Below are 23,974 nucleotides of genomic sequence, written 5' to 3'. Positions count from 1 at the left end.
TTTCCTAACGAACCATCAACTGGTTCCCGAACAACTCGACTCCTCATCGCACAGGACAGCTTTCGGTTAGCAATCGGTAAGCGCCAGCAAGTCCGCCGATCGGGACCGTCCCGCGGATCGAAGTGGACTTTCCCTCAATTTCGACAGAGAGCTCGTCGGCCTGCTGCCAATCACGGCTTGCGAACTCCGCAGCATTGCCAGGCAACAACAGAGCTTGGCCTGCCTGCACGACGGATGCATCAAACACCGCAATTCGGCCGTTTCCTGACGTCAGGGTGACCTTCGGCTCGCCGCGCGACATCCGCTCTAGAATGATCAGAAGGATTTCAATGCCTTGCCGGCCACATTGGAGGCTCAGGCCCGCGAGCCCAATGTCGGACCTTTTTGCGTCAGCAACGTGCATAATAGAGACCGCATCCGGTCCGCCTGACGGGTCCTTGGTTTTGACCAGCTGCCATCCCCCACTGAGTAGGATGATGTTGCTGCCGCTGCCCACCTGTTTAGAGACTGCGCTGTCGCATTCTTGCTGCCGAGCAACTCCCACCCCGGTGACGCATCCCCGCGTTGCGGAATTGGCCTGCTCCGATCGCGCGTTGGGACTCGAAAGCAGCGCGATGACGGCGAGGACGCAATGAAGACTCTTCATCGAAAACTCGGACTGACGTTGCAAACCGTGACTTGACTCGCTGCTCACCTTTTTGGCACTAGCAGGGTCCATTCGAATTTGAATTAATGCAGTGCATTATTTTATTGCTATGCAGTATAACCGATGATCTGCTGGGCCAGGTTTAATTAAGCGTTGGCGTTGTCAAGGAGGCGATTTTGTTCCCTCAGAGCTCAGTCTCGACCGACAATCACACGGCGCCGGACGAGCCGGCGCCACCGGAGGATCCAATCGACAATGCTCCGGTGGTGGAAGATCTGCAGCCCCGCCGCGTTGGCGTCAAAATCCCTTACTCCGCTCTTACGCATCTGGTCGCGTCGTTTGACGCCGCGGTGATCCTGTTTGCGAGCGTGGTTGGGACTGGACTCTACCAAGTTTTTGCGAATAACGGCCTGGATCACCTTGAGCCAGTGCTCGGAGTTGGCCCCGTTGCAGCATTGCTCTATGTGCTGATTGGCTACTCGACTGGGTTGTATGATCTTCGTGCCGCACTTGCGAAGAAGCGAAGGGATTCGGGCCGGATCTTCGCGCAATGGACCTTGGTTATCCTTTTATTTACATCGTTGGCCTTCCTGATGAAGAGCGGTGCCGTCTATTCTCGCGGCTCTGTCATCTGCTTCAGTCTGCTTGCGCCGCTTCTGCTGGTGGGTTGTCGGAGGTTTGCCAAGCGCATTGTGGCCGGTGCGGTGGCCGATGGTCAGGTCAGGGGCCAGCGGGCCGTATTGCTGGGCACAGGCGAGGAACTGGCCGCGCTTGGTTGCGAAGAATTGCTGGGTAAGTTTGGCTTTACGGAAGTCGAGCGCCTGGCGTTCCCGGCCGGACGGGGAGGCGGGTTTGCGATGAGTGCGGGCGAGACCGCCTCGCTGGAGCACGCGATCGCGGTCGCACGCATGCGAGGGGTCGAAGCAATCGTTTTGGCATTTCCCTGGAGCGATACCCGCAAAGTCGAACTCGTCCGCGATGGGCTTAGGGTTTCGCCGCTTCCGGTTCGATTGCTGCCGGACCGGCGAATCCGCGCGCTGGCGGGAAATCCCTCGTTCAGATTGCAGAATTCGCTTTCGGTGGAAATTCAGCGGGGACCGCTGTCCTGGGCGGAGCAGACCTCCAAGCGCCTGCTCGACATCTTCGGAGCCATGGTCGGGCTGGTCATATTCGCTCCCTTGATGTTTCTGAGCGCGATCGTCATCAAGTTGGACTCACCTGGACCGGTGTTCTTTCGGCAGAAGCGCAACGGCTTCAACGCCAACGAGTTTTCCATCTTCAAGTTCAGGACGATGACCGTCATGGAGGATGGGGCTACGGTGGTCCAGGCCAAGCGGTTCGATCCGCGGGTCACCAGGGTCGGACGGCTCCTCCGTCGAAGCAGCATCGACGAGGTTCCCCAACTCCTTAACGTTCTAAAGGGAGACATGTCGCTGGTCGGGCCCAGGCCACATGCGCTGGTGCATGACAGCCACTATGGCAGATTGCTGTCGGATTATGCGTTCCGGCACCATGTCAAACCGGGGATTACCGGCTGGGCCCAGGTCAAGGGCTATCGAGGCGAGACCGCCCGCGTGGAGCAAATGAAGGGACGGATCGATTGCGACCTCTGGTATATTAACAACTGGAACCTCGCGCTTGATCTTAAAATCCTACTGCTCACGTGCTTGGAACTGACAAACCGCCGGAATGTGTATTGAGTTGTTCGTCGGGCGACCTCCGCCTCCTGTAACCGTGATGCAACATCTTCAGGTTATCGTCGTCCCGACCGGGGTTTCGGGGCCGCTGTTCGTTGACTCGCTTGGGGAATTCGCTGAGTTTGCGGGCTGATAAATTGGGGGTTTGGGTGGTTTTGAAACGGGCGTTCGTCCTGCTGAGTGTACTTGCGGCTGTTCTGCTCAGTTCGGCGGGGTGCTCAATCATGCCGATGTCGGGTCCTGAGGACCACGTCATCAAGAGCGAGCATACGGTCAATGGCCCGGAATATGGGCTGGTGAAGCTCACTCCCACGGTCGTCGATATCGTCAGGGAGTACGGTCCTGGCGCCATTGCTGGATCTTTCCCGGACAATCGCCCGCCGCCATCCATCAAATTTGGCATTGGCGACGTCGTAGCGGTGTCCATCTTCGAAGCCGCCGCCGGCGGTCTGTTCATCCCGGCCGAGGCTGGCGTTCGCCCGGGTAACTTTGTTTCGCTGCCGAACCAAAATGTCGATTCGGCTGGATTCATCACCGTTCCGTATGCGGGGGCGATCAAGGCGAATGGCCGGACGCCCAGTGAAATTCAGCAGGACATCGTCAAGGCAATCGGCAATCGTGCCATCGAACCGCAGGTGGTGGTGTCGCTGATCACGCAAAATACGTCGCTCATCAGTGTCCTCGGTGAGGTCAATTCGCCGACGCGACTGACCGCCAACGCGGCGGGCGAGCGCATCCTGGACGTCATCTCCCGGGCCGGTGGTCCAAAGGGGCAGGGTTGGGAAACCTGGGTGACGCTTGAGCGTCACGGCAAGCGCGCCACGGTTCCCTTTGGGGCCTTGGTTTACACCCCTATGAACAACATCTGGGTGCATCCTGGCGATACGATCTATGTCTATCGCGAGCCGCAGATCTTCCTGGCCTTTGGCGCGTCGGGCGCGCAGGGGCAATTTCCGTTCGATATGTGGAAAATCAACATGGCACAGGCCATGGCCAAGGCCGGAGGCCTGCTGGACGCCCAAGCCGAGCCCAGTGGTGTCTACGTTTACCGCCGGGAGCCGCGAGAGCTCGCGGAACGGCTGGGCGTGGATTGTTCCAAGTTCGTCGGCCCCACGGTGCCGATCGTCTACAACGCCGACTTCAGGGATCCGGCCGCCTACTTCCTTGCGACCAAATTTGACATGCGGGACAAGGACGTGCTGTTCGCGGCCAACGCGGCGACGGTTGATACGGCCAAATTCCTGCAGTTCGTTCGTGTCGTGATCGCGACGGCCAACGATACGATTGTCACGGCGAACAACGCGCAGATCCTCAAGATCACTTCGAGACAATAGCGAACGCCTCGCCACGTACTATGTACGTGGCGATTTCGACGGATGCCGCAGGCGATCCTGCTGCGGTCGCCAACTCGGCAGGTCCGATCACGCGTGACGCGCGGCCGCCGGCTTTTCCACCCGAGTGCGTGTCCTTCTAAGGTTACTTGCGATCGTGTAGGTAACTTAAAGGACGCGCAAATCCCGCGGATCGATCTGCGGCAATAGAAGGCGGGCGGTCCGCGTGACGACCCAGAAGCCTCGTCCAGTCTAACGTGCTTCGGGAAACGCCGGACTGCGGTCTTGCTCAATGTAGCTCGGTATCCCGGCCGCCGCTTCCAGCCGACGAATGTCTAGGCGCGTAACGATCACGTGCGCATGGGAGCTTCCATCGAAGCTTGCGAAATAGAAGCGTCCTTGAGGATCCCATGCATCGTATCCTGTATGCGCGTTCAGGCTCTTAAGAGAGGGGTCCAGGTCGGGGAAATTGCATAGGGTTTTGGTGGTCCCGGTGCGCAGGTCAAACGCAAACAGAGCGCCTTCTTTGCCATCTGATTGAAAACTTGTGCCGATATAAGCCGTGTTTCCATCAGGCGCGACATTGAACAACCAAATATAGGCTCGTTGTTGAGGATCGAGCTGCCCCAGATACGACCAGGACGGACCATCGTCGTCGAACCGGTAAATGTGACCCTTGTCGTCCGCGAAGAAGCATCGCTTTTTGTTGTCGAGGCATTGCCCCATCTCGAGCGCCTGCGTGATCTCGAGGGGCCAATCCCTGCGCTCGCCGAAACCGGTTTCGGGATCGTAGTAGAAGATATGCCCGAAAACTGAGGGGCTTTCCGGGGCGCTTGCCGTGAAATAAAGACGGCCCCGGTTATCTACCCACATGACCCGACCGGAATAGACGAAATGCTGATCATAGGTAGCCGGCCTGCCCAAACGGGTTGTTCGGCCGCTAGACACGTCGTAGCGGAATATCTCGCCGGTTGGCACGCCTGCGGCATAAATCACGTTTCGCTGAGGATCAGAGGCAAGCGTAACAACGTTGCCGTGATCGACGGCTGTGCCACCAGGTTCGGACGCGCTCAGATCGTCGAATCTGTTCTGCGCCGGATCGTAGGCGTACCAGTGAAAGCCTCGCTCGTTGAGGTACCCGTCGTCGAGAGTTGAGCGGTTCATAGTGGCAACATAGATTTTGCCGTTGTGCCAGAGCGGGCGGGTGTGAAACTTCTGAGCGGTCTCGCCGGGCTGCCAGTTATTCGCTGCTTCCGATGCGGAACGGGCATCGCCAACGAGCCGCAGCGCTCCGGTTTGCCAGTCGAACCGGTAAAGGGCCGAGTTCGTCTGGTGGTCCATCCCTCCTACGTAGATGTCGCCCGTCGGGGACGAGCCGGTCGCATGCCAGCTCTGGGTAGGTTTCAGTCCGTTCGGCGCGTCAGGCAACGTCCAGAGCCAAACTCCATCCAATGCGCCCCGTCGCCCCATGCTCTCGTTTGTTCCCGGTGCGGGGGACGTTTGAAGGTAACCAGGAAAAGCGCAGCTGAAGAGGACCGCCGTAATAAGCGTTAAGAAACATAACTTACTCATCCGAACCCCGCTCTAGTTGAGCTCACGTGCCGGCAAGCTCTTTCATTTCCAGCTGTGCAGCGTCATTCGATCCAGATGCAGGACGCAAACGGCGACACCTTAGCGCCAAGGTCAGAATTCTGGGGTCTCCACACCAGGAACTCGACGGTTAAGCTTTCAGAACGCAACGCGCGTTCCAATTGCAACTGAGAATCTATTCGCAAGGTGCAAAGACCGAAAGACCTGCAACGTTCCGTCCAAATTTGACATTAGCCGCACTAGTTGACGAAGTGGCCCACTTTCATTGGCGCCCCAAAACCAGCATAAATCAGGGTTGTTTCGAAAGCCGCTAGTATCGCCACGGCCTGAACTCGCGGGGCTCCACGCCCGGAATATCGGCGATCAGCCCTTCACCCCTCAGTGCGCGGTCCAATTGAAGGCGAAAATCCAGTCTTACTGTCGCAAGGCCGGCCAAGAGTAAATCGTGGTGTCTCCATCCAGCTCCTTTCAGCACCTTGACCGCGTCGCCAATCAAACCGGTTCGGACCATGGCTACAAATTCCTTGCGGGCGCTTTCCTGCAGGTCAGCTGGAAGCACGTCATAGATCGCCAGCACGTATGGGCTGCGCAAAGCAATCCAACCCTCATAGGGTGCAAGGCGATACGACATCCGCAATTCGTCGAGATGCTCGCTGACCTGGCCGCCCTGATTGATCGCGCTCCAATACTCGATGAACCATAAGAGCCCGTCGGTCGGGACACAGCTTAGGGCTTTTCTTATAGACGAGCGAAGCGAGCTCAGGCGCTCATTCGCGAGGCGCACATCAAGGGAGTTTACGGCCAACTCATAGAGACGCAGACGGATAATCGCGGCCGCTCTGATTTCCCGAGAGTTACAGGTTGCTCGATTCTCGGCTGCAGCCAACGCAGTTTCGGCAATTGGATTACGCCTAAACACGGTCCCAGAGAGAACCGCGCTGGCGATATTGTCCAGCTGCACGTCCTGAGTTGGACTAAAAAAAAACAGCACAGCCCAACCTGCCGAAAAGAGGGCGATCAGTACGAGGATTGATCTGCCAACGGCATTGGCCATCCGCTGCCGGTTAGTCCACGTATCCGTATCGCGAGTAATATCGGTTGCGGTAATAACCTCCGCTATGCGTATCGTAACGGCTCATCGCAGCGACGTTCACCTTGTTGAGAACCGCGCCCATAAGGCGCTCACGAACCATTGGCGTTTCTTGCATAACACGCTCGACGACGTCGACCTTCGATTTCGCCCATTCAATAACCAAAATGTACGAGTCGGCCAACGTGCCTGTCGCGCGCACGTCGATAACCGGCGCCAAGGGACTGAGGTCCAGGATGATGCGGTCATATTGCTCGCGCATATCCTGAAAGAACTTTTGCATCTGCGCGGAGGCCAAGATGTCGCTCGAGTTCGAGAACCGTGAGGTTACCACGCAGGGGAGGAAGTGCAGATTGGTCTGCGGATCGACCCAGAGCGCGTCCTTTAAGTCTACTTTCCCGAACACGACCTCGATGAGGCCAACGTCTGCCGAACGACCAAGACGATGGGTTAGACTTGGATTGCGGATGTCGCCATCAATGAGAAGGGTGCGCAATCCGCTCTGCGCAGTGGTTTGAGCCAAAGCCTCGCTCACCGTTGATTTCCCTTCGTTAGGAAGAGCCGAAGTGATCGCGACGACTTTATGAGGTGAGCCATAGTTGCTCAGATCGGTCGCCAATTTGATCGAACGAAACGCTTCCGCAAACCGCGAAAATGGCGAATTGATCGCGAAGCGCCCAACGCTGTCGTCGATCATAAGCTGCCGGTCTCGCGGGCGGGCCATATGATTCGCTCCCGCCTCCTCCATGGCCCGGCTCGGCTGACCGGCAGCAGTGGTCGGACCAGAGCGTGGCCGCGAAGTCGGCATCCAATCGCTCGGGAACGGCAACCATCCCTTGAGGCGGCTCAGCGAGCCCTTTGGGGCCTGGCCTGCTTCGAAACTGACGATCGGGACAGAGGCAAGACAATTGGTTTGGAGCAGCCTTTCAACCTGATGGACGGTCCGGAAGACGCGGTCGAGCATTTCAAGGAAGATCGCCACCAGACCCGCGAGAATGCCGCCACCGACGATACCTGCCAAGAGAACCAAGGCCGTCTTGGGGGAGGTCTTCGACGAAGATGATGCATTCGCCTGGGTGATGACCCTCGCTTCCGTAATCGGAAAGGATTGCTGCTGCACCGAGACCATGTAGAGCTGCAGGAAATTATCCGACAAGGCGCGGGCACTTTGCGCGTTGCTTTCCAAATCCCTCAACACGATCTGCGCCTGGCTCGTATCATTTGATACGGCGATTGTATCGTTGAGGCTCTTTTGGCCCGCTACCTCGCGAGCGTTGGCGATCGCAAGGTCGCTCTTGTAGGCCTCAGCGGTCCGGCGAAGCTCATCCAGAATGGAATGCCGGATCTCGCGCATCTGATTGCGCAAATTCACCACAGCAAGGTGGGTTGGGCCATATCGATTGGACCAGTCCGACGCCTTGGCTGCGTAATCAAGATAAGTCCCGCGCAGTTTCGTAATGACCGGATTGGCCATTGAGTCATTGACGGTCGCCAAATCATTCAAAATGACCTGAGAGTCGCTCTCGTCAGCATTGAGAATTGCAGTGATCCGCTGCAGCTTGGCCTCCGCCTCCGCCCGCTTTCCGCGGGCCTCGGTTAGAGCGCTGTTGATCTCGGCGAGTTGCTGCTCAGTCAGCAGGCGACCGCCGGCATCCACGATATTGTTCTTGGCTTTGTAATCGGCCACCGCGCGTTCGGCGGAGGAAGCCTGGGCGCGAAGCTCTTTCAGGCGATCCTGGAGCCAAACCGCGGCGCGGCGCGAGGCCTGGTATTTCGATTCAAGGGAGTCGGTAATGTAATTCTCTGCGACCGCGTTTGCGATCTGTGCCGCCAGATCAGGGGAGAGCGATTGATATGATATTTCGATGACGTAGCTTTGGGCGACGCGCTTGATGGTCAGCCCGCTCACAATGCGTCCGATGGCCGTTCGCATGAGACCGTCATCGGAGGGTTTCTCTTCCGGGAAGAAGCTTGCGAAGAGCTGCGTCACTCCGCTTAAAAAACCCGCATCCTCGCGCATAAATACTGGAGAATCTAAGAGCCGCAAGTCCTTGATGACCGACGACGCAATGGTCTCGGATTTCAGAACTTCGACCTGGCTGTCGACCATCGCCGTGTCGATCGGATTGTCTCCTGCTGCTCCGACTTGCGTTTGCAGCCCCTGCATTTTGCGGCTGTCCATCAGAAGGACAGCGGTCCCCGTGAAGCGCTTTGGCGCGGTCGCCAAGTAGACGCCCGCCATGGCAAGGCAGAGCAGCACCGTGATGATCATCACCGGGTATTGCCGACTGATCAGACCTAGGGCTACAGAAACGGTGTGCTCAAACGACGCCGTGTCGTTGCCTTGGACTTGCGTCGAGGCATGAGGATTTGGAATTCGAGTTTGAAGCATCCGGCCCGTCTACCCTGAACTGATATTCGTCGCGGCTACTCAAAATCAAAACGACCGGATCCGAGCGCCGAAAAATTCGGATAGATCGTTGAAGGAAGCCCCGAATCCTTCAGCACGAACCTGATACGGTGCAAACGATCGTCGTGGTCGTTCCGCCCGCTGAGCCCGCACCGCCTACGCTTGAACTGAAATAATTTGTCGGATTGTTGGACACGCTGTTCGCGACAAAAGTTTGAAAGGAGGAGCCGGTACCCGATGTTCCGCCCGTCGCTGACGTTTGGCCGCCGACGCCGCCCGAGGAGCCGGTTGTGGCGCCTGAGAGCGCCACGCTTCGGGTTGGATCGTTTCCGGTGAGGGCCGCGTATTGCGCGTTGGCATCAGCCGATCCCGTGGCACCAAGGTCGCTCTGAATCTCGAGGGAAAACGTCAGATCGGTCGTCTTGCAGACGTTGGCTGCCTTTCCGAGGCCTGTCCCTATAGCCTTCTGGAGGGCTGAAGTCGAAGGCCCCTTGTTGGTCAGATCCTTCAAAATGGCCAGCACCGCAGGAAGCGCCTGAGGATAGGACGCCACGAAGGTTTGTACATCGGCGACCACGTCATCCGGGCTACGAGGTCCATTTGGCCCTTCGAGCAACGACGACGGATTCGTGGTAAAACCAGCCGCCTTTTGTGCGGTATCAGGATCGTTCACGCAAGCCGCGAACGCGCCGTCGGGCAGGGACAACGCAAACGCACAAAGCATGGCTGAACAGAATAGCTTTGACGACAACCGGCGTCCCGCAATACTCATAATTCCAACCTCTTCCCACCTGTCTAATTCGGTGTTTTTAAAGGAAAATTAGGCAAATGTACAGCGGCTCACGACTTATTGGGAGGAAAGGTTAATACCTTGGCTCTACTCGAAAATGATTGAGCCATGCCCATGCCCAGGATAGGGCAGACCGCCAGCGCAAAGCCCGGAATTTGTAGCGGAAAATCAACCTGCGAATGCAGGATCGCCAATAGGCCGATCCAAAAGGCCGCGATCGGCAGGATCGTGTCACGATTACGTCCCAACATTCCGCGGAACAGCACGACCAACGAAGCGAGCCAGCCGATCCCCAACAACAAACCGAAGGGAATGCCCATTTCGGCGGTCGCTTCCAGCGTCGAATTATGCGCCTGCTCCCAAACTCCATAGGATGGAATATCGCCGCTTCGATATTGTGGAAAGACCCAACGAAAGGTGCCCAGGCCGGAACCAAGCCAGGGAAAGTCTCTGATTATTTCCATCGTTGACAGGTAGGTCTGCCAGCGTCCCGCATCGAAAAATCCTTGCACCCCGAATCTTTGGTTGACGATGGGTGCAAGGATCGAAATAGCGCCAACAATCAAAAGCATGGTCGCGATCGGAAAAACCCAGAGGAGCCTGCGCTTCTTTAGTCCTCGGCGGAAATAGGTTCCAAGGGCCCCGGCCAGACAAAGGAGCGATAGAACAGATCCCGCGCGCGATCCTGTCAGCATCGTCGTGGAAAGCATCGCAAAGCACGCCAGCAGACAAAAGGTTCTTGGTGCCGAGAAGGTGTGGAGGCGAAACCTGATCACCTCGCGCCACGGAAGCGGCGGTGCGGCGGAATGATTACTGCTCATTGCAGCGAAGATCAGAACCCATCCAATGGTTGCGGCCCCGAAATAGCAAGCTGCAACATTCGGATTGATGAAAGTTGCGGTGACCGAACCCAAATAATTGTACTTCCGGTGCCACAGCAAATAGTCCGGCCAGAAACTATGGGCGATCAGTCCATAGATGGCATAGGCCAAGGTCGAGCCTAAAAATGACACCAGCAACAAGCGGGCGGCGTGCCGGTTGCGGCCAACAAGATACCCGCACAGCATAGACAGGAGGCAGGCGATCTGTGATCCGGCCGAGAAGAAGGGCTGATTGAGGGCTACGGAAATCGAGCCGCTCAATTTCTTGCCCAGGGTTGCGGAGGTCTGCCCCCAAATTGGCGCGGTCAGTCGCGGGGACAGGATCGACGTCTGACCCAATTGCTCGCTGACGACAAATGCCCAAGACAAAGAGATCGCCGCAAATCCGCACAGGAAAGCAAGGTCTCGCGAGCTAATCGCCTGCGGGACGGTCAGCAAAAGTACGGCAGAAAGCAACAATACCCAGACCGCAACAATCCGCATATCCATCGAGGCGAATGGAAGCGGCGCCAGGGCAATCAGGGTACAGAGAGCCGATGTCGCCAGCATGGCAGGATAGCTGGGTTTCTCTTTGCCGATTGTAGGAACATCAGCGCTGTTCTTGATCGAAGATCGTTGGTCGCGATCAAGACCCATCAATCAAAGTCCTTCAGGGCCGACTCGCGTTTCCATTCGACGAGCGAGCTTTCCAAATCGTAAGAAAACTTGAAGCCGGATGTGACAAGTCGTTTAGGCAGAATGTTGGTCGAGAACCATAGCTTTCTTACACGGTCCCGATTGATGCCCGTCTTGAGGCCAGCCGACTGCAAAGCTTCAAAGGGAAGTACGGCGAGATCCATGAACCAGATTGGAATGGTCAGCCGCGGCTTTTTGTAGCCAGCGACGCGGGAGAACGCAGCACAGATTTCGCTGATTGTGTACCTGTGCTCAAACGAGAAATTATAGATGCAGACGCCGTCATTCTGGCTCGACATAAAGATCATGGATGAGACAAGATCTTTCACATAGCCGCACGATTTGATCGTGTCTGTCCGCCCCGGATAGACGAAGGCATTCCGTTCCATCATCCGCGAGAGTCTGGTGAAATTTCCCCGCTCGTGAAGTCCGTAGATGACGGCAGGGCGAACGATCGTCAGCTTGCGATCCAAGGCTTCGGATTGCCAGAGCAGATGGATTTTCTCGGCCGCGAGCTTTGAGCGCCCGTAGGCGCTCACGGGAGCGGGCGTGGCCTCTTCATCGAGCGCTGCTTCGCTTGGTCCGTAGATCGAAATGGAGCTTGTAAAGGCTATGTTGCTGCAGCCGATTGCGTTGGCAGATCTGCAGACGTTCACCGCCCCTAGGACGTTCGTATAATAGTAATCACCGTCCGGATGCCCAGGCGTAACATGGATCGCAGCTAGGTTAAAAATGTCGGTGGGGCTCCCGTCCGAAATGCCGGAATCGATGGTCTCCCGCACATCATGGCGCAGGTATTCGACGCCGGCTACATTGGCCCTGGGCAGGCCGATGTCGACCGATACGACGCGCTTATACTTTTGCGATGCCACGAGGCATGTTGCCAGATGGGTTCCAATAAAGCCTGCGCCGCCAAAAATGATAGCTTGAGTAGCGTTAGACATCTGATCAGGGCTCATCGCGACTTAGATTATTCGCCTCGCTACGATAGGCCTGTTTCAGAATGTCGTAGTTGACGGCGCGGGTCAGATCGACCGGTTCTTGTAGGAGACGTCGCTGCAAAAGCTGTGCATGGAGCACGCGAATGCGCCTCTCGTCCAGCTCACCAAACCTTGTCCCATAGGGACGCAAGAAACCACGCTGCGCATCCATGAGGCGAGCGATCAGCGGCCGCGAAAGAGGCGTATCGATGGAGTTGGCGATGATGGGAATTGTTCGGTCGTAGTCGGCGTATGCAGCGGTCCAGCCCTCGGCGGTCGCGATGACGAACTTCTCGAGACTGCGCCGCTTACCGAGGGTGCGTTCTTGAACAAAGTAGACTGGTGCTGCAGCGTGCACGCCGTAGGAGGCGGGACTTAGCGTCTTGTACTCTATGTTCCTCCGCGCCAACTCCTGACCTTCAATGTCGAGGTGACCAAGAAGCACGTCTATCTTCCCGTCCAGCAGATCCTGCAAGGGCTCCTCACTTTCGATCGGGAGAAGCTTGCTTTGCGCCAAGGAGTTCTTCGCAACAAACTCGTAGAGAACGACAGCAAGCTCAGGCCCCCTCCTGTACCCTATCCGCTTTCCCTCCAGATCCGATGGCCGCAACAGCGCGGTGCCGGGTAGGGTAAAAAACTCGACTGGACTCGCCGCATAGCATCCGGCGAAGGCGACAATTGCAAGCCCTTCTGATCGCGCTTTGAGGAAAGCGGCGGCTGATGCGACTCCTATGGTATTTTCGTCGGCTGCAACTGCAGCTATTGCGTCAGCGTCTCCTGAGCCGGCTACCACGCGCACGCCAAGACCTGCCCGCGTGAACAGACCGTCAGAGGCGGCCAGAATCGTTCCGCCCGACGCGGGCGATAAGGCGCGATTAAGTTTGAGGGTATACTCAGCGGCGGCTGGGAGCTCTGCTGCTTCGCTTGGAAACGACTTCAGCCAAACGAAAGCGAACGTGGCCAATGCGCAGGCAAGACTGAACCCGGCAAGGACGCGTGAGATGGAACGAGCGGTATGGCTTTTGCGTCGAACTGTCTTCATCCGTATGTCCGTGCTCGGGAAGCCAGCTAGTGGCTGTCTCATGCGACCCTGAATGTAGGGGACCCTAAACACAGCGGCGGCAGGAAATTCAGTAGAGCTCGCGGTATTCATACCTGAAGGAAGTCGAGCCGGTTCCAACGCCCAGGGTCTTCTGCAACCTCTGGTACCCCCCAAAGGTACAAGAATGCAGTCGTTGCTGCCCGAATAGCATACCCGGACGTTAATCGCTTGGCCGCATATGTTGCTGATAATGACGATCTGATCAATGATTTTAGGGTTAATTATCTGCGCGTGAGTCATGGGGTGGACCGCGATGCAGGCTCGGCCATCCGGTGTCTTGTGCGGAGGCGCGTACGTCCCGCTCATTCCCTGAAAGCTGTTGGGGGGCTGCGCTGAAACTCCTGTACCCCCGGTGACTGGCGCGGTGGTTCTTCCGAGCTGAGCTTGAGCCGATCTGCCGGGGATGGTCAGCGCGATGAGCAACAACCCGAAAACGACGCCCGCTTGTGTTGGAATTTTTCGACGGATCTCGTTTGTCATCGACTGTCCATGTGCTGGCCATTTACGATCCGCGGCGCGAGCCGGTATGCAGAATTTCGATAAGTCCGAAACCAGAAATATGGTGAAACGAAACATCCTGGCCACCGAACAAAACGGCTGGCGTTGGGGGGCTAACCGCTAGGATTTCCATGCCGGCGGCTGAAAGGGCGGCAAGTGCCGCGTCAGCGTCGGAGCATGTGTAGCATAAGTGATAGATCATTGTGCCCGTCTTCTTGATCAACCTGTCGATCGGAGAGGGGGCCGCGCCCGGCCAAATCACCTCAATGTCAGGCATCGTCGGATGGTGACGCATGGCAAGGTTGACCCGCTGTAGGGGATCAAACGCCGAATTCCCCGCCGTATAGCCGATCGACGCCAGATAGCGAAATGCGTCATCCGGAGAGGCTACCGCCAAGCCGAAATGATGAAAGGCAAGGTTCGCCAAAGCCGGGGCAATCTCGCTGGATTCCGACACTTCGGGCTCTCAGCTCTTCTTCTGGATCAGTTCGACGAACTCGCCAACGTTCTTCAGTCCGCCGATCTCGGATGCGGAGAACTTTACTGCAAAGGATTTCGAGACGGCCAGAACCAGGCGGATATGGGACAAGCTGTCCCACCCGTCAACATCGTCTGCTGTCATTTCCGGGTCAGTTTCAGGTCGTCTTCGTCGAAGACTTCGCGAAAAACGCCTGTCAGCTGGGAGTAAATCTGAGGTTGATCCATATTGGTGTGTCCTTCCAGCCGACTTGGACTGTCGACGCCGCTTGATTTGCGCGGAATTGCTTATTGATCAGATGACGCCGTGGCTTTCTCTGGTGCTCCCAGTGAAATTCGCGGTTTCGTGCTGGGCTCCGAACAAACGAAAGAATTCAACACGCCGGCCAATCTGTTCGACCAGACATTGGCCAAATGTCGCTTCGCGTGCACTTCATCGGAGTAGTCCTCGTTGCCGTCAAGATCGCTCATTGACATGAAGACGAAATTCGGCCGACTCTTGAACTTCTCGGACAACTCCTGAATTTTCTGTTCGTAGTTTCCTTGATATGGACTCGCATCCCGATGCCAAGCGGGGATCGGAAGGTCGATGAGCGCAACCTTCTCTCCGGAAGCAAGTAGCCCCTCGATTGTGCGCCCGAGCAAAGCGACCTGGGCATCGGAGATCTCGCTCTTGAACCCCATGCTTTCCTTCCAATAGTCGAGCGCTTTCTTTTTTTCCGCGTCCGACATGACCACGGCTTCACGCTCTGCCTCGGTGCGCTGCGCCGACCTGCGGCCCGTCAGGAGCAGATTGACGCCTGCCCTGGCCTCGCGGGCCGCCTTCTCAACGAGCAGGAGCGGCCGAAGTGCCAACACGCCGGCGTCGAGCCACCTCGGCGGCAGGACCGCGACCGGACCATCCGGCGTCCGTCTGTAGAATCCGTACCGATATCGTTCGATATCAAGATCGGTTTCTCCGCGAGGGCGATCGGGATCGGCATACCTTGTCTCGGAATCGACGAACATCCCGTACCAGACGCCGATCACAAACGTATTGAGGCCGTGTTCACGCGTGCCTTGCGTCTCGTGTACCAGGTCTATGACCTGCTTGACTTCCGATATGTTGGCGCCGCCCATGCCCAAATTGCTGATCTGGGCGCAGGGGAGCTTTGATTGCATCGATGTTTGGATGAAGCCGACGCCCGTATTCGAAGCTCCGACGAGAAGCACTTTGTTGCCCAAACCATCGAGGATGCTGCGTCCCAAGAACACATATTTTGGCACGGTCATGAACAGCGTGTGATCGGCGGCTTGAAAGTCGCGAGCTCCGCGGGCCGGATCCGGGAAGACAAGGAAAGAGAGCCCCCCAATCAGCGCATAGAGGAATGCGAATGACGCGAGGGTCAGCGCCGTCTGGCGAAGGATGTGTCTCACCTCAAAACGCCTTGTAGACGAAATCTGGAGATTTGTGAAGAAGCGTGGCCACTGCGATGACGGCCATCATTTTGCCAGCCAGCGTCAGATTGCGGCCGAGCAGGCTATCGCTGATCGTTGCCAGGAAGCCTGGCGCCGCCAATCGGGGAACAATGCGGTCGGCGATGAACCAAAATAGCGCGAAACAGACGATGATGGCAGCAAAGGCGGCCGATAGGCCGGTCAGCCCAAGCTTCCCGAGCAAGCTAATGAACTCCGACAATTCGGGCACCCACAGACAGGTCAAGGCAAGTACGAAATATGCGATCGTGATGCCGCGTGAAAGGTAGATGTAGCCCGGCTGCTCTGCCAGCATTCTGTAGTTCTTTTTCCCAGCCGTTGCAGGCAAGTTACCTGCCACAACTTGTTGATGCTGGCGCCTGCACCCATCAGCAATCCGTAGACGACGAACACGGCCGTGGTGCCGTGCCAGACGCCCATGACGAGGAACGTAACGAAGAACGCGATGACACCGAGGTAGGCCGTTAGCGCGGGCGCTGGAAACCAGGTCATCAGCAGCATGACAAGCGGATTGAACAGATAGAACTTGAACCACTGAGACAAAGTCATGTGCCAGCGCTGCCAAAACTCCAAAAAGCTGCGCGCGACAAACGGTCTGTCGAAGTTTTCGGGCAGCGCCTGACCGAGCAGAACCCCACTGCCAATGACGATATCCATGTACCCTGAAAAATTATAATAGAGGTAAACGGTGTAGAGAGACGCGGTTAGTCCATAGATCGCGCAGAGCTTGATCAGCGGGAGGTCGCCGGCCTGAAGGAGCTGCGGCTTCAAGAATGAGAACGCGTATTCCGCCGTAGCGGCGACGATCACAAACTTCAGGTAGCCGGCGACGATTCTTGAAAAGGCCTCGTAGACCTTCGTCAGATCGAGCTCGACAACCGCGATGCCATCTGCGGCGCAAAAATCCTGATAGCGCTGAATCGGGCCCGAAACGAAACAAAGAAAATTGCACGTGTAGCGGAAGAAGGCGAACGGACCGATCCGCTCGGCAAGATCTCCGGATCGAACGTCCACCATCAGGTGCAAAATGCGAAACAGGATATAGGACAGTCCGATTGTCAAGTACGGAAAGGACAGGTGCCCCAGCTCATCAAAGAAAGAGAATCGCTTCAGGAAAACGTAGCAGCCGAGCACACCGAGGACCCCGAGGCATAGGGCGAGGGCGGATCTCCATACGGAGAGAAGCAAGACGCACAAATAGCCGAGCCAAAGGAAGCTGAGGAGCGGCAGCGCCTGAGTGTAATCGGTCAGGTAGCTAATGATGAAGATAGCATTAGCTAGTCCCAGCACGAGCCTGCGAAAGGATACGGATTTACTAAGGTTGTAGGCGACCACGACCGCCGCCAGGAATGTAAAAAATAGGGGTGATGTAAGGCTCATTGATGGGTTGGCTCGCACTAACCTAGTTGCTGGTCGGATCAAACGGGCTCTAAGGAGGATTTTTCACGCTCGACGGTCATCGGCAGATCGCCGAGTTCGAAATCGGTGCTTAGTTCCCATCGCGAGCTTCCGTCAGCTCCTTCCTCGGTCCGTGTGAAGCCAAGCCTGGCGTAGTGTTCACGAACCATCTCGTTTCGTTCGGTCGGAAGGTAGACGCCCTCCAGGGTCGACACGTTAGCTGCTCGCGCCCGAAGCAGAAGTTCCGCCAGCACCGCCTGTTCCACGCATCGGCCAAGCACCCGACAGCTCATCAGCCAGGTGTCGATCGTCCAGGTGTCTGGACGGGAGAGACGACATATAACCACGCAGATGATGCCGTTGTCGCCAAACCTGTCAAAGAGCCGGACGTGCAGCGTCATCGCATTTGGATCCTGCTCAAGCTGCTCAACCTGAGATTCGGTATAGCGACGCGTCGTCAGATTGAACTGGTTGCTCTTGTTGATGAGCTGGGTGACACGCGCCCTTGTGGTACGATCGAAGGATTCGAAGACAATGCGCATTTCCAGGGATCGCAGGTAGGACCGAAGATCTGTGGTTTGACCCTGCAGAGTCAATCGGCGGGCGTTGGCCTGATACATGTCGGCACGCGAGCGGTCCTCGTCGGAAAAGTTTATGGCCTCGAAATAACCGGCAGCGGCCAACGTGCGTGCATAGCTAGCGGGATCGCTATCGAGCTCGGGTACTGCCACCTCCGGTAGCTCTCTTCGGATGAGGCCGCGCTCGACTGGGTTGTCGTCGAGAAAGACCAGCGAATCCAGCCCCAGCGCCAGTTCCTTTGCGATCGCGCGTATGTTGGTCGCCTTGTCATCCCAGTTGGCCTGGAAGACCGCGATATGATCCTCCTTGAGAAGCATGTCGGGATGGTCTTTGAAGGGCCGCCGGGCTACGGCATCGGTATTTTTCGAACTGACCGCCAGAACTACGCCGCGTGCACGCAAGCCAAGGGCAAGCTGCTGGACCGAGAGAAACGCTTCACCGGTGGCGTCGCCTTGCGCGATCTGAATTCCTTCCAGCCCATCGTCGCCGATCACGCCTCCCCAAACCGTATTGTCCAGGTCGAGCACAAGACATCGACGGCTCTTGCCGCGCAATGCGCCGATGAGCCGCGCCACATGCTCGGCGTAAAGCGGCACGTAGGCGTCGGCGAACGGCAATTTCGCCAAGTTCCACTCAGCGGGGGAGTGCCAATCGGCCAGTCCGACCGTCTCAGCGATGCCCGCCACATCAAGCAGCATATCAGTCGATTGCAACACCGATTCGCAGATCCTGGGATTGATGCGATCAACCAGATTTCGGGTGGTTCCGCTCAACGCACGATCAAAAGATCCGAACAATCCTTCCGGTGGCGCAGCCAGCGTTTGCACGATGCAGAGCGCGCCGCTGTTTCGCGCGATGCCGGCACGGATCGAAGCGAGAAGTTCGAGCGCAGCATCGATCGACGCGGAGGCAGCTCTCTCATTTCCCGGGCAGGGCTGCAACGAAAACCCGCGATGGTCGATGGCGAGAAGGACTGCATCCGGCCGCGCCTTGTTCAGCGTGGAATCGGGCTGCAAGGCCTCCTGTAGAAATTGATCATAGGCGGCAGTGATACACTCGAGCGCAAAACCGTGACGAGCAGCGGTCGCTACCAAAACCGGGACGATTAGATCGAGTGTGCCATTGCCTATCAGGCCGAGGCGAAAGGGGATCAGCGGTGCCAGCGATACGCCGCCCCGTCGCGCCGATTGAATCGCTCGGCCCAACCGCGATAATTGTTGCTCGTTGAGCGCGTGGTTCGCTAAAAGCCGGGTTCTCTTGCCGAGGTCGGCGGCATCTTTCGCCAATTCTTGGCAGCGAGGCGAGAAATCAGGAGGCGGCTTTGGAAGCCAGGCGAGTTCTCGATAGAGTTCTACAGACACGGTCGCCCCTCTTGTCGGCTACATCTTTGCCCAACTTCGGTCGCGTCCCCCCTTTTTCTTTATCTTAACTGCAATGTCTATCCCTATTTCGACAGTTTCATGGCAGTCGGAACTACGGCAGCATGTCCACACCGATACATCGATCGATTGATGCAATTTTGGGCGAGGAGACGAGGCGACGTGGCTAACGAACTGGCGCTGTCCGTGATAATTCCAAATCACAACTATGCCGAATATGTGGGATCTGCCGTCCAGAGTGCGCTCGAGATTCTGCTGGCCGTCGGTCGAAGTCATCGTGGTTGATGATGGATCGACGGATAACTCGCTTGAGGTACTGAAGGCCTATGGCGACAGGATCACCCTGATCAGCCAAGCAAATGCCGGCCAAATGCCCTCCTGCGTGAACGGTTTTCGGCGATGTTCCGGCAATGTGGTGATTTTTCTTGATTCTGATGACGCGCTGCATCCGGATGTGATGGGTGAAATTGCAAAGGTCTGGTCAGCGAAGGCCAGCAAATATCAGTTCCAGATGCGCGTTGTGGACGCCAAGGGCAAACCGACGGGAGGCATCCTGCCGCAGTATTTCATGCATCCGAGCCCTGAGGACGTCCGGACTTGGGTAACTACGACCGGCGCGTATCCGACCCCGCCAGGATCTGGGAACGCTTATCCGCGCTGGCTTGTTGACCGCGTGTTCAGCTTCAAGTCTGACTTCGTCGATCGGGCGCCGGACAGCTATCTTCTTGCCGCGGCGCCAGCCTGCGGCGATGTCATAACCATCACCAAACCGCTGGTCGATTATCGGGTGCACGGCCTGAACCATGGCGCGTTCCTTCAACTCGACGACGAGCGTTTCGCGCGCGAGATCGACCTCGCCCGTCGGCGTCATAAATTCTTCACGGAGATCGCAAGCAGCGCGGACCTGCACGTGGCGCCTGAGGCGCTGAATCGAAACCTGATATATGTCTGTCTTCGTACCGCGTCCTATACCCTGCGCCCGGACATTCATCCAATCAAGCAGGATAGCGCGGCTGGCATCCTGATCGATGGATGCAGATCATTTGGGTATTCGCAAGGATTCTCTTTCGCTCAGCGCGCCTCGATCCTGTTGTGGATCGTTGGCGTGCTGCTCAGCCCGCCATTGTTCCGCCGCACCCTCATAAGCTGGCGGTACGCCTCCGCTCAGCGGCCAAAATGGATCAGACAAGCGCTAAAGTTGTTTCGGATGGCACGATGAGCCGCGGGGATGCCCGCCGTCTTGCCGCCTCGGCGTTATCCGTGCGAACCGCTCTCTTTGAGCTATGACGGGCGCTTCGCGAGAGAGCTCCTGAACCGGCGTGAACTTTCTATGCAAAAGATCTGGCGCGGCCGAGCCTGCGAAAGTTCGTCAGCATGTGCATGCGATTGTACCGGAGGCGGATCATTTGGCGCGCAAAGCTTGTTGGTGCAAGCGCCAAGCAGGTAATCCAGAGAAGGTGCTTGCTGCGTGCACGGAAGGTAATGGGACTTTTCAGGATGCACGATGCGCCGGCGCGCCACAAATTCCAGAGCGTTCGAGGCGCGTCTTGCGCGTCTTCGTCCCGCATTTTGCGCGCCATTAGACGATAATTGACGAACACCAGTTCGTTTTCCAGCAGGTCGCCTTGAGGTAGCGTTGCGCCTAGTGCAGCAGCGTGCTCGCGCAGGACATCAAATTCCTGCTTTCTAATTCCAATCCGCCGTGCGAATTGAGGAATAGCCGCGGTTTGTCCCGTTTCGTTGCTGCGACTGATGTTTCGGGAGTGGATGCGATACTGTCCGAGCGGCTGAACGATCGTAATCACTCGGCCATAAAGTGGTGCGACCGTGTTCAGAACCCCGTCGTGCGATTCCGGTGGTGTCAGGGGCATGACCCTGCTCAGAAAGTCACGCGAATAGGCATTGCCTGAGGTCACGGGCCAAAGGTAAGTGCCGGTTGCCGCGAACGATTTTGCAACACTTTCTTCGCTGGTGTCATCGGAGAAATTGCAGAAGCGGCGGCCCGCGAAATTTCCGCACCGATCGATGACATCCAGGTCGAACTGGACCTTGGCCACGCCAGGTTTGAAGGACCGTTCAATCAATTCGAGCGCATTCGGATAAAGCACGTCGTCTGCGTCGAGATACAAGACAATCGAGCCTCCGCTGATTTCATAGCCGGTGTTGGAGACCTTCTTGATGCCCTGGTTTTCTTGAAACACCGCGCGGATCTTGGTGCCGTAGGAGTCGATCCGTTCGCGCGATTGATCGGTGGACCCATCGTCAATTACGATGATCTCGTCAGCCTGGCGGGTCTGGGCTATGACGCTATTGATGGCAACCCCGACATAATGGTCGTAGTTGTAGTTCGTGATGATCACACTGATGGTCTGGGCGGGCGTCATTTGTGTCATTTCGCGTCGTATTTTGCCTGACCTCCGCCGCCTGTTGGACCAGACATTGATGGCACCAGGGTCAAGAGCCAGATTATCAGAGCATACCCGGGTTTCAGTACCAAAGAGAAGCTGATCCAGCTCAGAAGGAAAAAATTGCAAACCTCTATTGGGGCCGAGCTCGAGTAGAGCCGCAGCAGGAAAAGGGCTAGCAGCAGGATGAAGCCGATGATGCCATATTCATAAATCAGCTTGGCCCAAGTCGGATCGGCGACCTCATATTTAAAGTGGGCGGTCGCAAGGTCACGAAAGAAACTGCCTGCACCGCTGCCGAACCAGGTGGTCAGGATTCCCTTGTCAAAGCTGCGCTCGATCATGTCCATCGGGGCCTGGAAGCGGGCATAGGCGCTCGTCCCCGTCTGCCCGAACTCGGAAAGGCGACCAAACCACAAGTTGAGAACGGGACTATCAAGGCTGTAGAGCACTATGAGAACCAGGGCCAGGCCTGCGGCAAGGGCGACGAACAGGGGCACTCGGCTCAGGGATTTCGGGAGCAGGAAGGCTGCGGCCAAAGCGACCAGTCCGGAGCCTGACAGCGACGCCAGCAGACCGGCTCCGAGCAGCACGAGGGTAGCGAGTCGCCTTCTCGATTGGTACTCGAGGAGAATAGCCAACGCGGTCACCAAGGAAAGGTCAGCGGACTCGCGAAGGAAGAATCCGTTCGCTTTGGTGATCCCGGAATCTTCTCGGAAACGGGTGTAATGGCCTGCACCGCGAATTGCGTCGGGAAGTACGTAGTAGATGTTGGTCAGGGTCGACATCTTAGCGGCGTTGACCAATACCAATTGTACCAAGCCAACCGCAGCTATTACGGAGGCAACCGTTACATAGACAGCGATGATGTAATCCGCGACCGGCCGGAGTTGAGGTCGTCTTACCAAGCGAAACAAGAATGGTACGTAGAGAGAGCAAAGCAGCAGCAGCGAACTCCAAGAACTGGAGGAGGTCGAAAAGGGAATGCGGAAGCCCCCCAATCCAACGAGGCACACGAGCAGATAAGCGGAAGGAACACTCAGAGCGGCATTTCCCGACGTGACGAGATACGCGGTGAACACCGCGTAGGAGATCAGGTCCACTGCAACCGGAAACTCGCCGATATTGTAGGCTATCTGAGTGAGGAAGAAGAAGGACACTATTGAGAACCAGACGACGGCTCTTCCCGTCCCGGTAAGCTCGGTGATCGGTTGATAATCGATGATCGGCGCGGTTGGACTGTCAGCTGGGGGGGCGGTCGTCGAACTCATTCAATGCCTCCGGTCGCTGGGCAATGTATCGTCTGATTCGACGAACTCCTTCTCGGAATGATGCGCGCTATCGAAGGGGTGTTGGGGCTCCTTCAGCGAGAATATACTTCTCGCGCGTGCGATACCGGCCGCGGGTCCGAACCGGTCGGAAAACAGTCTGAAGAGTGCGTCCTGATTGCGGTTCAGTGCGCCGAGATCATCGATGTAGCGAGCGATAGTTGCGGCCAGATTGCCCAGATCGTCAGCGAGGAACATCGCGGATTGTTCCTCGCTGGTGGTGCCCGCCAGCGCTTGCCTGATGCCAAAGATCGGTAGTCTCTCGAACGCATAGTCCATCACTTTGAGCTTGAACCCTCCGCCCAGCAAGTCGGCCACGAGGCCTCCGCGGGAGCCGCGAAGAAAGGGCGAAATGTCAGCGACGCGTCCATGAAAGTTGAGGTTGGATCCGTCATGGGCGTACCGATTCCTGATCGCCTGCGAAACACTGCCGACCACGTCGAGCGTTACGCCAAGCTGTTTCAGGCTGGGGAGAAGCGCCTCCACGATCAATTCCAAATTCTTCTGTTTTGCGATCCACTCGAACTCCCCCAACAGGAGCAGCGACCGAGGGCAGCTCGCTTCGATGCTGCGGGCCGGATTCGCATGGCCCAGATAGACCGGAGGAGCGACATGGATGCTTTTCGTTAGCTGTTTGAAATAGACAGCATCGCTCTCGGTAATGCATATGACGGCATCGGCCACCTCCAAAATCCTGTTCTCCAGCCTTCGGTACTTTTCAGCGTCGAGACCCATCACGATGCGCCGCAAGGGGTTGCCGAAGTGCCGCGCGATTTCAGGTCGGATTTTTCCTTCTGCATTATGGGCGACGTAGCAGATCGACGCATGTTTCCGGGCCTGCAAGATGAGCGGTAGCAGGCCGGAGGAGTAGGCGTGGTCGATGACGATCCAGTCCCATCGCTGCTCCGTCAATTGCGCCAGCGTCCGTGCAACTTCGGCAGTGCCGAGGTTGTAGGCGTCTCTCGGCAAGCGCGTCAGGAGGCTTGAAATGCCCGACGGACGAAAAGGAGGTGAATCGAAACACATTGTGTTCGGCAGGCCGAGGGTACGATCGTCGAGAGCCTGCTGCGTTCTGCGCGTACCGACCACCGTGATGGCCGCATCGCCTGTCATCGCGAGCGCCTTCAAGAGCCCGGCGGAATAGAGCGCGTCGCCGCTAAACAGCGGTGTCGGCAGCCGGCCGCAGATCCAGAGTACTTTCTTCATCGATTCTGTCTTGACCTTCTAGAGGTACACAGGCTG

20 protein-coding genes are annotated in these 23,974 nt (G+C 57.1%); 3 read left to right on the top strand and 17 right to left on the bottom strand.

Features of this window, described 5'->3' with window-relative positions:
- Window positions 1–43: 43 nt before the first annotated feature.
- Entirely contained in the window at window positions 44–646 is a 603-nt protein-coding gene (locus AB8Z38_RS15990) for a hypothetical protein (protein WP_369726047.1), read from the bottom strand.
- 176 nt (window positions 647–822) lie between these two features.
- On the opposite strand from AB8Z38_RS15990, the gene AB8Z38_RS15985 reads away from it, so the two are divergent.
- Window positions 823–2,346, top strand: coding sequence for an undecaprenyl-phosphate glucose phosphotransferase (locus tag AB8Z38_RS15985; protein WP_369726046.1), 1,524 nt, complete (start codon window positions 823–825; stop codon window positions 2,344–2,346).
- A 221-nt stretch (window positions 2,347–2,567) separates the two neighbouring features.
- Complete coding sequence (locus AB8Z38_RS15980) at window positions 2,568–3,677, top strand: polysaccharide biosynthesis/export family protein (RefSeq protein ID WP_369726045.1); 1,110 nt, start codon at window positions 2,568–2,570, stop codon at window positions 3,675–3,677.
- Between the two features lie 249 nt (window positions 3,678–3,926).
- Here the strand turns inward: AB8Z38_RS15980 and AB8Z38_RS15975 are convergent, their stop codons facing one another.
- The 13 genes from AB8Z38_RS15975 to AB8Z38_RS15915 form a co-directional block, all read right to left on the bottom strand.
- A complete protein-coding gene (locus AB8Z38_RS15975) occupies window positions 3,927–5,015 on the bottom strand; it encodes a hypothetical protein (protein ID WP_369726044.1) in 1,089 nt (362 codons plus the stop codon).
- A 559-nt stretch (window positions 5,016–5,574) separates the two neighbouring features.
- Window positions 5,575–6,318 (bottom strand): hypothetical protein, encoded by a 744-nt coding sequence (locus AB8Z38_RS15970; protein ID WP_369726043.1) that lies wholly within the window; start codon window positions 6,316–6,318, stop codon window positions 5,575–5,577.
- A 10-nt stretch (window positions 6,319–6,328) separates the two neighbouring features.
- The gene (locus AB8Z38_RS15965) at window positions 6,329–8,626 is read right to left on the bottom strand and encodes a polysaccharide biosynthesis tyrosine autokinase (protein WP_369726042.1); all 2,298 of its coding nucleotides are present in this window, start codon (window positions 8,624–8,626) and stop codon (window positions 6,329–6,331) included.
- A gap of 229 nt (window positions 8,627–8,855) precedes the next feature.
- Entirely contained in the window at window positions 8,856–9,536 is a 681-nt protein-coding gene (locus tag AB8Z38_RS15960) for a hypothetical protein (RefSeq protein WP_369726041.1), read from the bottom strand.
- Between the two features lie 68 nt (window positions 9,537–9,604).
- The gene (locus AB8Z38_RS15955; protein ID WP_369726040.1) at window positions 9,605–11,071 is read right to left on the bottom strand and encodes an O-antigen ligase family protein; all 1,467 of its coding nucleotides are present in this window, start codon (window positions 11,069–11,071) and stop codon (window positions 9,605–9,607) included.
- Window positions 11,071–12,054 carry an NAD-dependent epimerase/dehydratase family protein gene (locus tag AB8Z38_RS15950; protein WP_369726039.1) on the bottom strand — a complete coding sequence of 328 codons (984 nt, stop codon included), beginning with the start codon at window positions 12,052–12,054 and terminating at the stop codon, window positions 11,071–11,073. The genes AB8Z38_RS15955 and AB8Z38_RS15950 overlap by 1 nt, the downstream gene beginning before the upstream one ends.
- Window positions 12,055–12,058: 4 nt before the next feature.
- Window positions 12,059–13,132, bottom strand: coding sequence for an ABC transporter substrate-binding protein (locus AB8Z38_RS15945; protein WP_369726038.1), 1,074 nt, complete (start codon window positions 13,130–13,132; stop codon window positions 12,059–12,061).
- Between the two features lie 562 nt (window positions 13,133–13,694).
- Window positions 13,695–14,147, bottom strand: a complete 453-nt coding sequence (locus AB8Z38_RS15940; RefSeq protein ID WP_369726037.1) for a VOC family protein — start codon at window positions 14,145–14,147, stop codon at window positions 13,695–13,697.
- Between the two features lie 9 nt (window positions 14,148–14,156).
- On the bottom strand, window positions 14,157–14,312 hold the full coding sequence (locus tag AB8Z38_RS15935; protein ID WP_369726036.1) for an acyl carrier protein: 156 nt from the start codon (window positions 14,310–14,312) through the stop codon (window positions 14,157–14,159).
- Between the two features lie 143 nt (window positions 14,313–14,455).
- Entirely contained in the window at window positions 14,456–15,583 is a 1,128-nt protein-coding gene (locus tag AB8Z38_RS15930) for a hypothetical protein (RefSeq protein WP_369726035.1), read from the bottom strand.
- 1 nt (window position 15,584) lies between these two features.
- Complete coding sequence (locus AB8Z38_RS15925; RefSeq protein WP_369726034.1) at window positions 15,585–15,938, bottom strand: hypothetical protein; 354 nt, start codon at window positions 15,936–15,938, stop codon at window positions 15,585–15,587.
- Window positions 15,866–16,978: an MBOAT family O-acyltransferase gene (locus AB8Z38_RS15920; RefSeq protein WP_369726033.1), complete on the bottom strand. Its 1,113-nt coding sequence runs from the start codon at window positions 16,976–16,978 to the stop codon at window positions 15,866–15,868. Before AB8Z38_RS15920 ends, AB8Z38_RS15925 begins: the two co-directional genes overlap by 73 nt.
- 83 nt (window positions 16,979–17,061) lie before the next feature.
- Entirely contained in the window at window positions 17,062–18,981 is a 1,920-nt protein-coding gene (locus AB8Z38_RS15915) for an HAD-IIIC family phosphatase (protein ID WP_369726032.1), read from the bottom strand.
- 256 nt (window positions 18,982–19,237) lie between these two features.
- On the opposite strand from AB8Z38_RS15915, the gene AB8Z38_RS15910 reads away from it, so the two are divergent.
- A complete protein-coding gene (locus AB8Z38_RS15910; protein ID WP_369726031.1) occupies window positions 19,238–20,218 on the top strand; it encodes a glycosyltransferase in 981 nt (326 codons plus the stop codon).
- Window positions 20,219–20,327: 109 nt separating this feature from the next.
- On the opposite strand, the gene AB8Z38_RS15905 is transcribed toward AB8Z38_RS15910, so the two are convergent.
- The 3 genes from AB8Z38_RS15905 to AB8Z38_RS15895 are packed head-to-tail and all read right to left on the bottom strand — an operon-like array spanning window position 20,328 to window position 23,938.
- On the bottom strand, window positions 20,328–21,392 hold the full coding sequence (locus AB8Z38_RS15905; protein WP_369726030.1) for a glycosyltransferase family 2 protein: 1,065 nt from the start codon (window positions 21,390–21,392) through the stop codon (window positions 20,328–20,330).
- Window positions 21,389–22,675: a hypothetical protein gene (locus AB8Z38_RS15900; RefSeq protein WP_369726029.1), complete on the bottom strand. Its 1,287-nt coding sequence runs from the start codon at window positions 22,673–22,675 to the stop codon at window positions 21,389–21,391. Before AB8Z38_RS15900 ends, AB8Z38_RS15905 begins: the two co-directional genes overlap by 4 nt.
- Window positions 22,676–23,938, bottom strand: coding sequence for a glycosyltransferase (locus AB8Z38_RS15895; RefSeq protein WP_369726028.1), 1,263 nt, complete (start codon window positions 23,936–23,938; stop codon window positions 22,676–22,678).
- Between the last annotated feature and the right edge of the window lie 36 nt (window positions 23,939–23,974).

This window comes from Bradyrhizobium sp. LLZ17 (genome assembly GCF_041200145.1).
Lineage (GTDB): Bacteria > Pseudomonadota > Alphaproteobacteria > Rhizobiales > Xanthobacteraceae > Bradyrhizobium.
Note: the sequence above shows the minus strand (reverse complement) of the source record. Positions and strands in the feature narration are given on the sequence as shown.

Coding starts and splice junctions, on each gene's coding strand:
- AB8Z38_RS15990 (WP_369726047.1), bottom strand. CDS start 646: ATGAAGAGTCTTCATTGCGTCCTCGCCGTCATCGCGCTGCTTTCGAGT.
- AB8Z38_RS15980 (WP_369726045.1), top strand. CDS start 2,568: ATGCCGATGTCGGGTCCTGAGGACCACGTCATCAAGAGCGAGCATACG.
- AB8Z38_RS15975 (WP_369726044.1), bottom strand. CDS start 5,015: ATGGACCACCAGACGAACTCGGCCCTTTACCGGTTCGACTGGCAAACC.
- AB8Z38_RS15970 (WP_369726043.1), bottom strand. CDS start 6,318: ATGGCCAATGCCGTTGGCAGATCAATCCTCGTACTGATCGCCCTCTTT.
- AB8Z38_RS15965 (WP_369726042.1), bottom strand. CDS start 8,626: ATGATCATCACGGTGCTGCTCTGCCTTGCCATGGCGGGCGTCTACTTG.
- AB8Z38_RS15960 (WP_369726041.1), bottom strand. CDS start 9,536: ATGAGTATTGCGGGACGCCGGTTGTCGTCAAAGCTATTCTGTTCAGCC.
- AB8Z38_RS15955 (WP_369726040.1), bottom strand. CDS start 11,071: ATGGGTCTTGATCGCGACCAACGATCTTCGATCAAGAACAGCGCTGAT.
- AB8Z38_RS15950 (WP_369726039.1), bottom strand. CDS start 12,054: ATGTCTAACGCTACTCAAGCTATCATTTTTGGCGGCGCAGGCTTTATT.
- AB8Z38_RS15945 (WP_369726038.1), bottom strand. CDS start 13,132: ATGAAGACAGTTCGACGCAAAAGCCATACCGCTCGTTCCATCTCACGC.
- AB8Z38_RS15935 (WP_369726036.1), bottom strand. CDS start 14,312: ATGACAGCAGACGATGTTGACGGGTGGGACAGCTTGTCCCATATCCGC.
- AB8Z38_RS15925 (WP_369726034.1), bottom strand. CDS start 15,938: ATGCTGGCAGAGCAGCCGGGCTACATCTACCTTTCACGCGGCATCACG.
- AB8Z38_RS15905 (WP_369726030.1), bottom strand. CDS start 21,392: ATGACACAAATGACGCCCGCCCAGACCATCAGTGTGATCATCACGAAC.
- AB8Z38_RS15900 (WP_369726029.1), bottom strand. CDS start 22,675: ATGAGTTCGACGACCGCCCCCCCAGCTGACAGTCCAACCGCGCCGATC.
- AB8Z38_RS15895 (WP_369726028.1), bottom strand. CDS start 23,938: ATGAAGAAAGTACTCTGGATCTGCGGCCGGCTGCCGACACCGCTGTTT.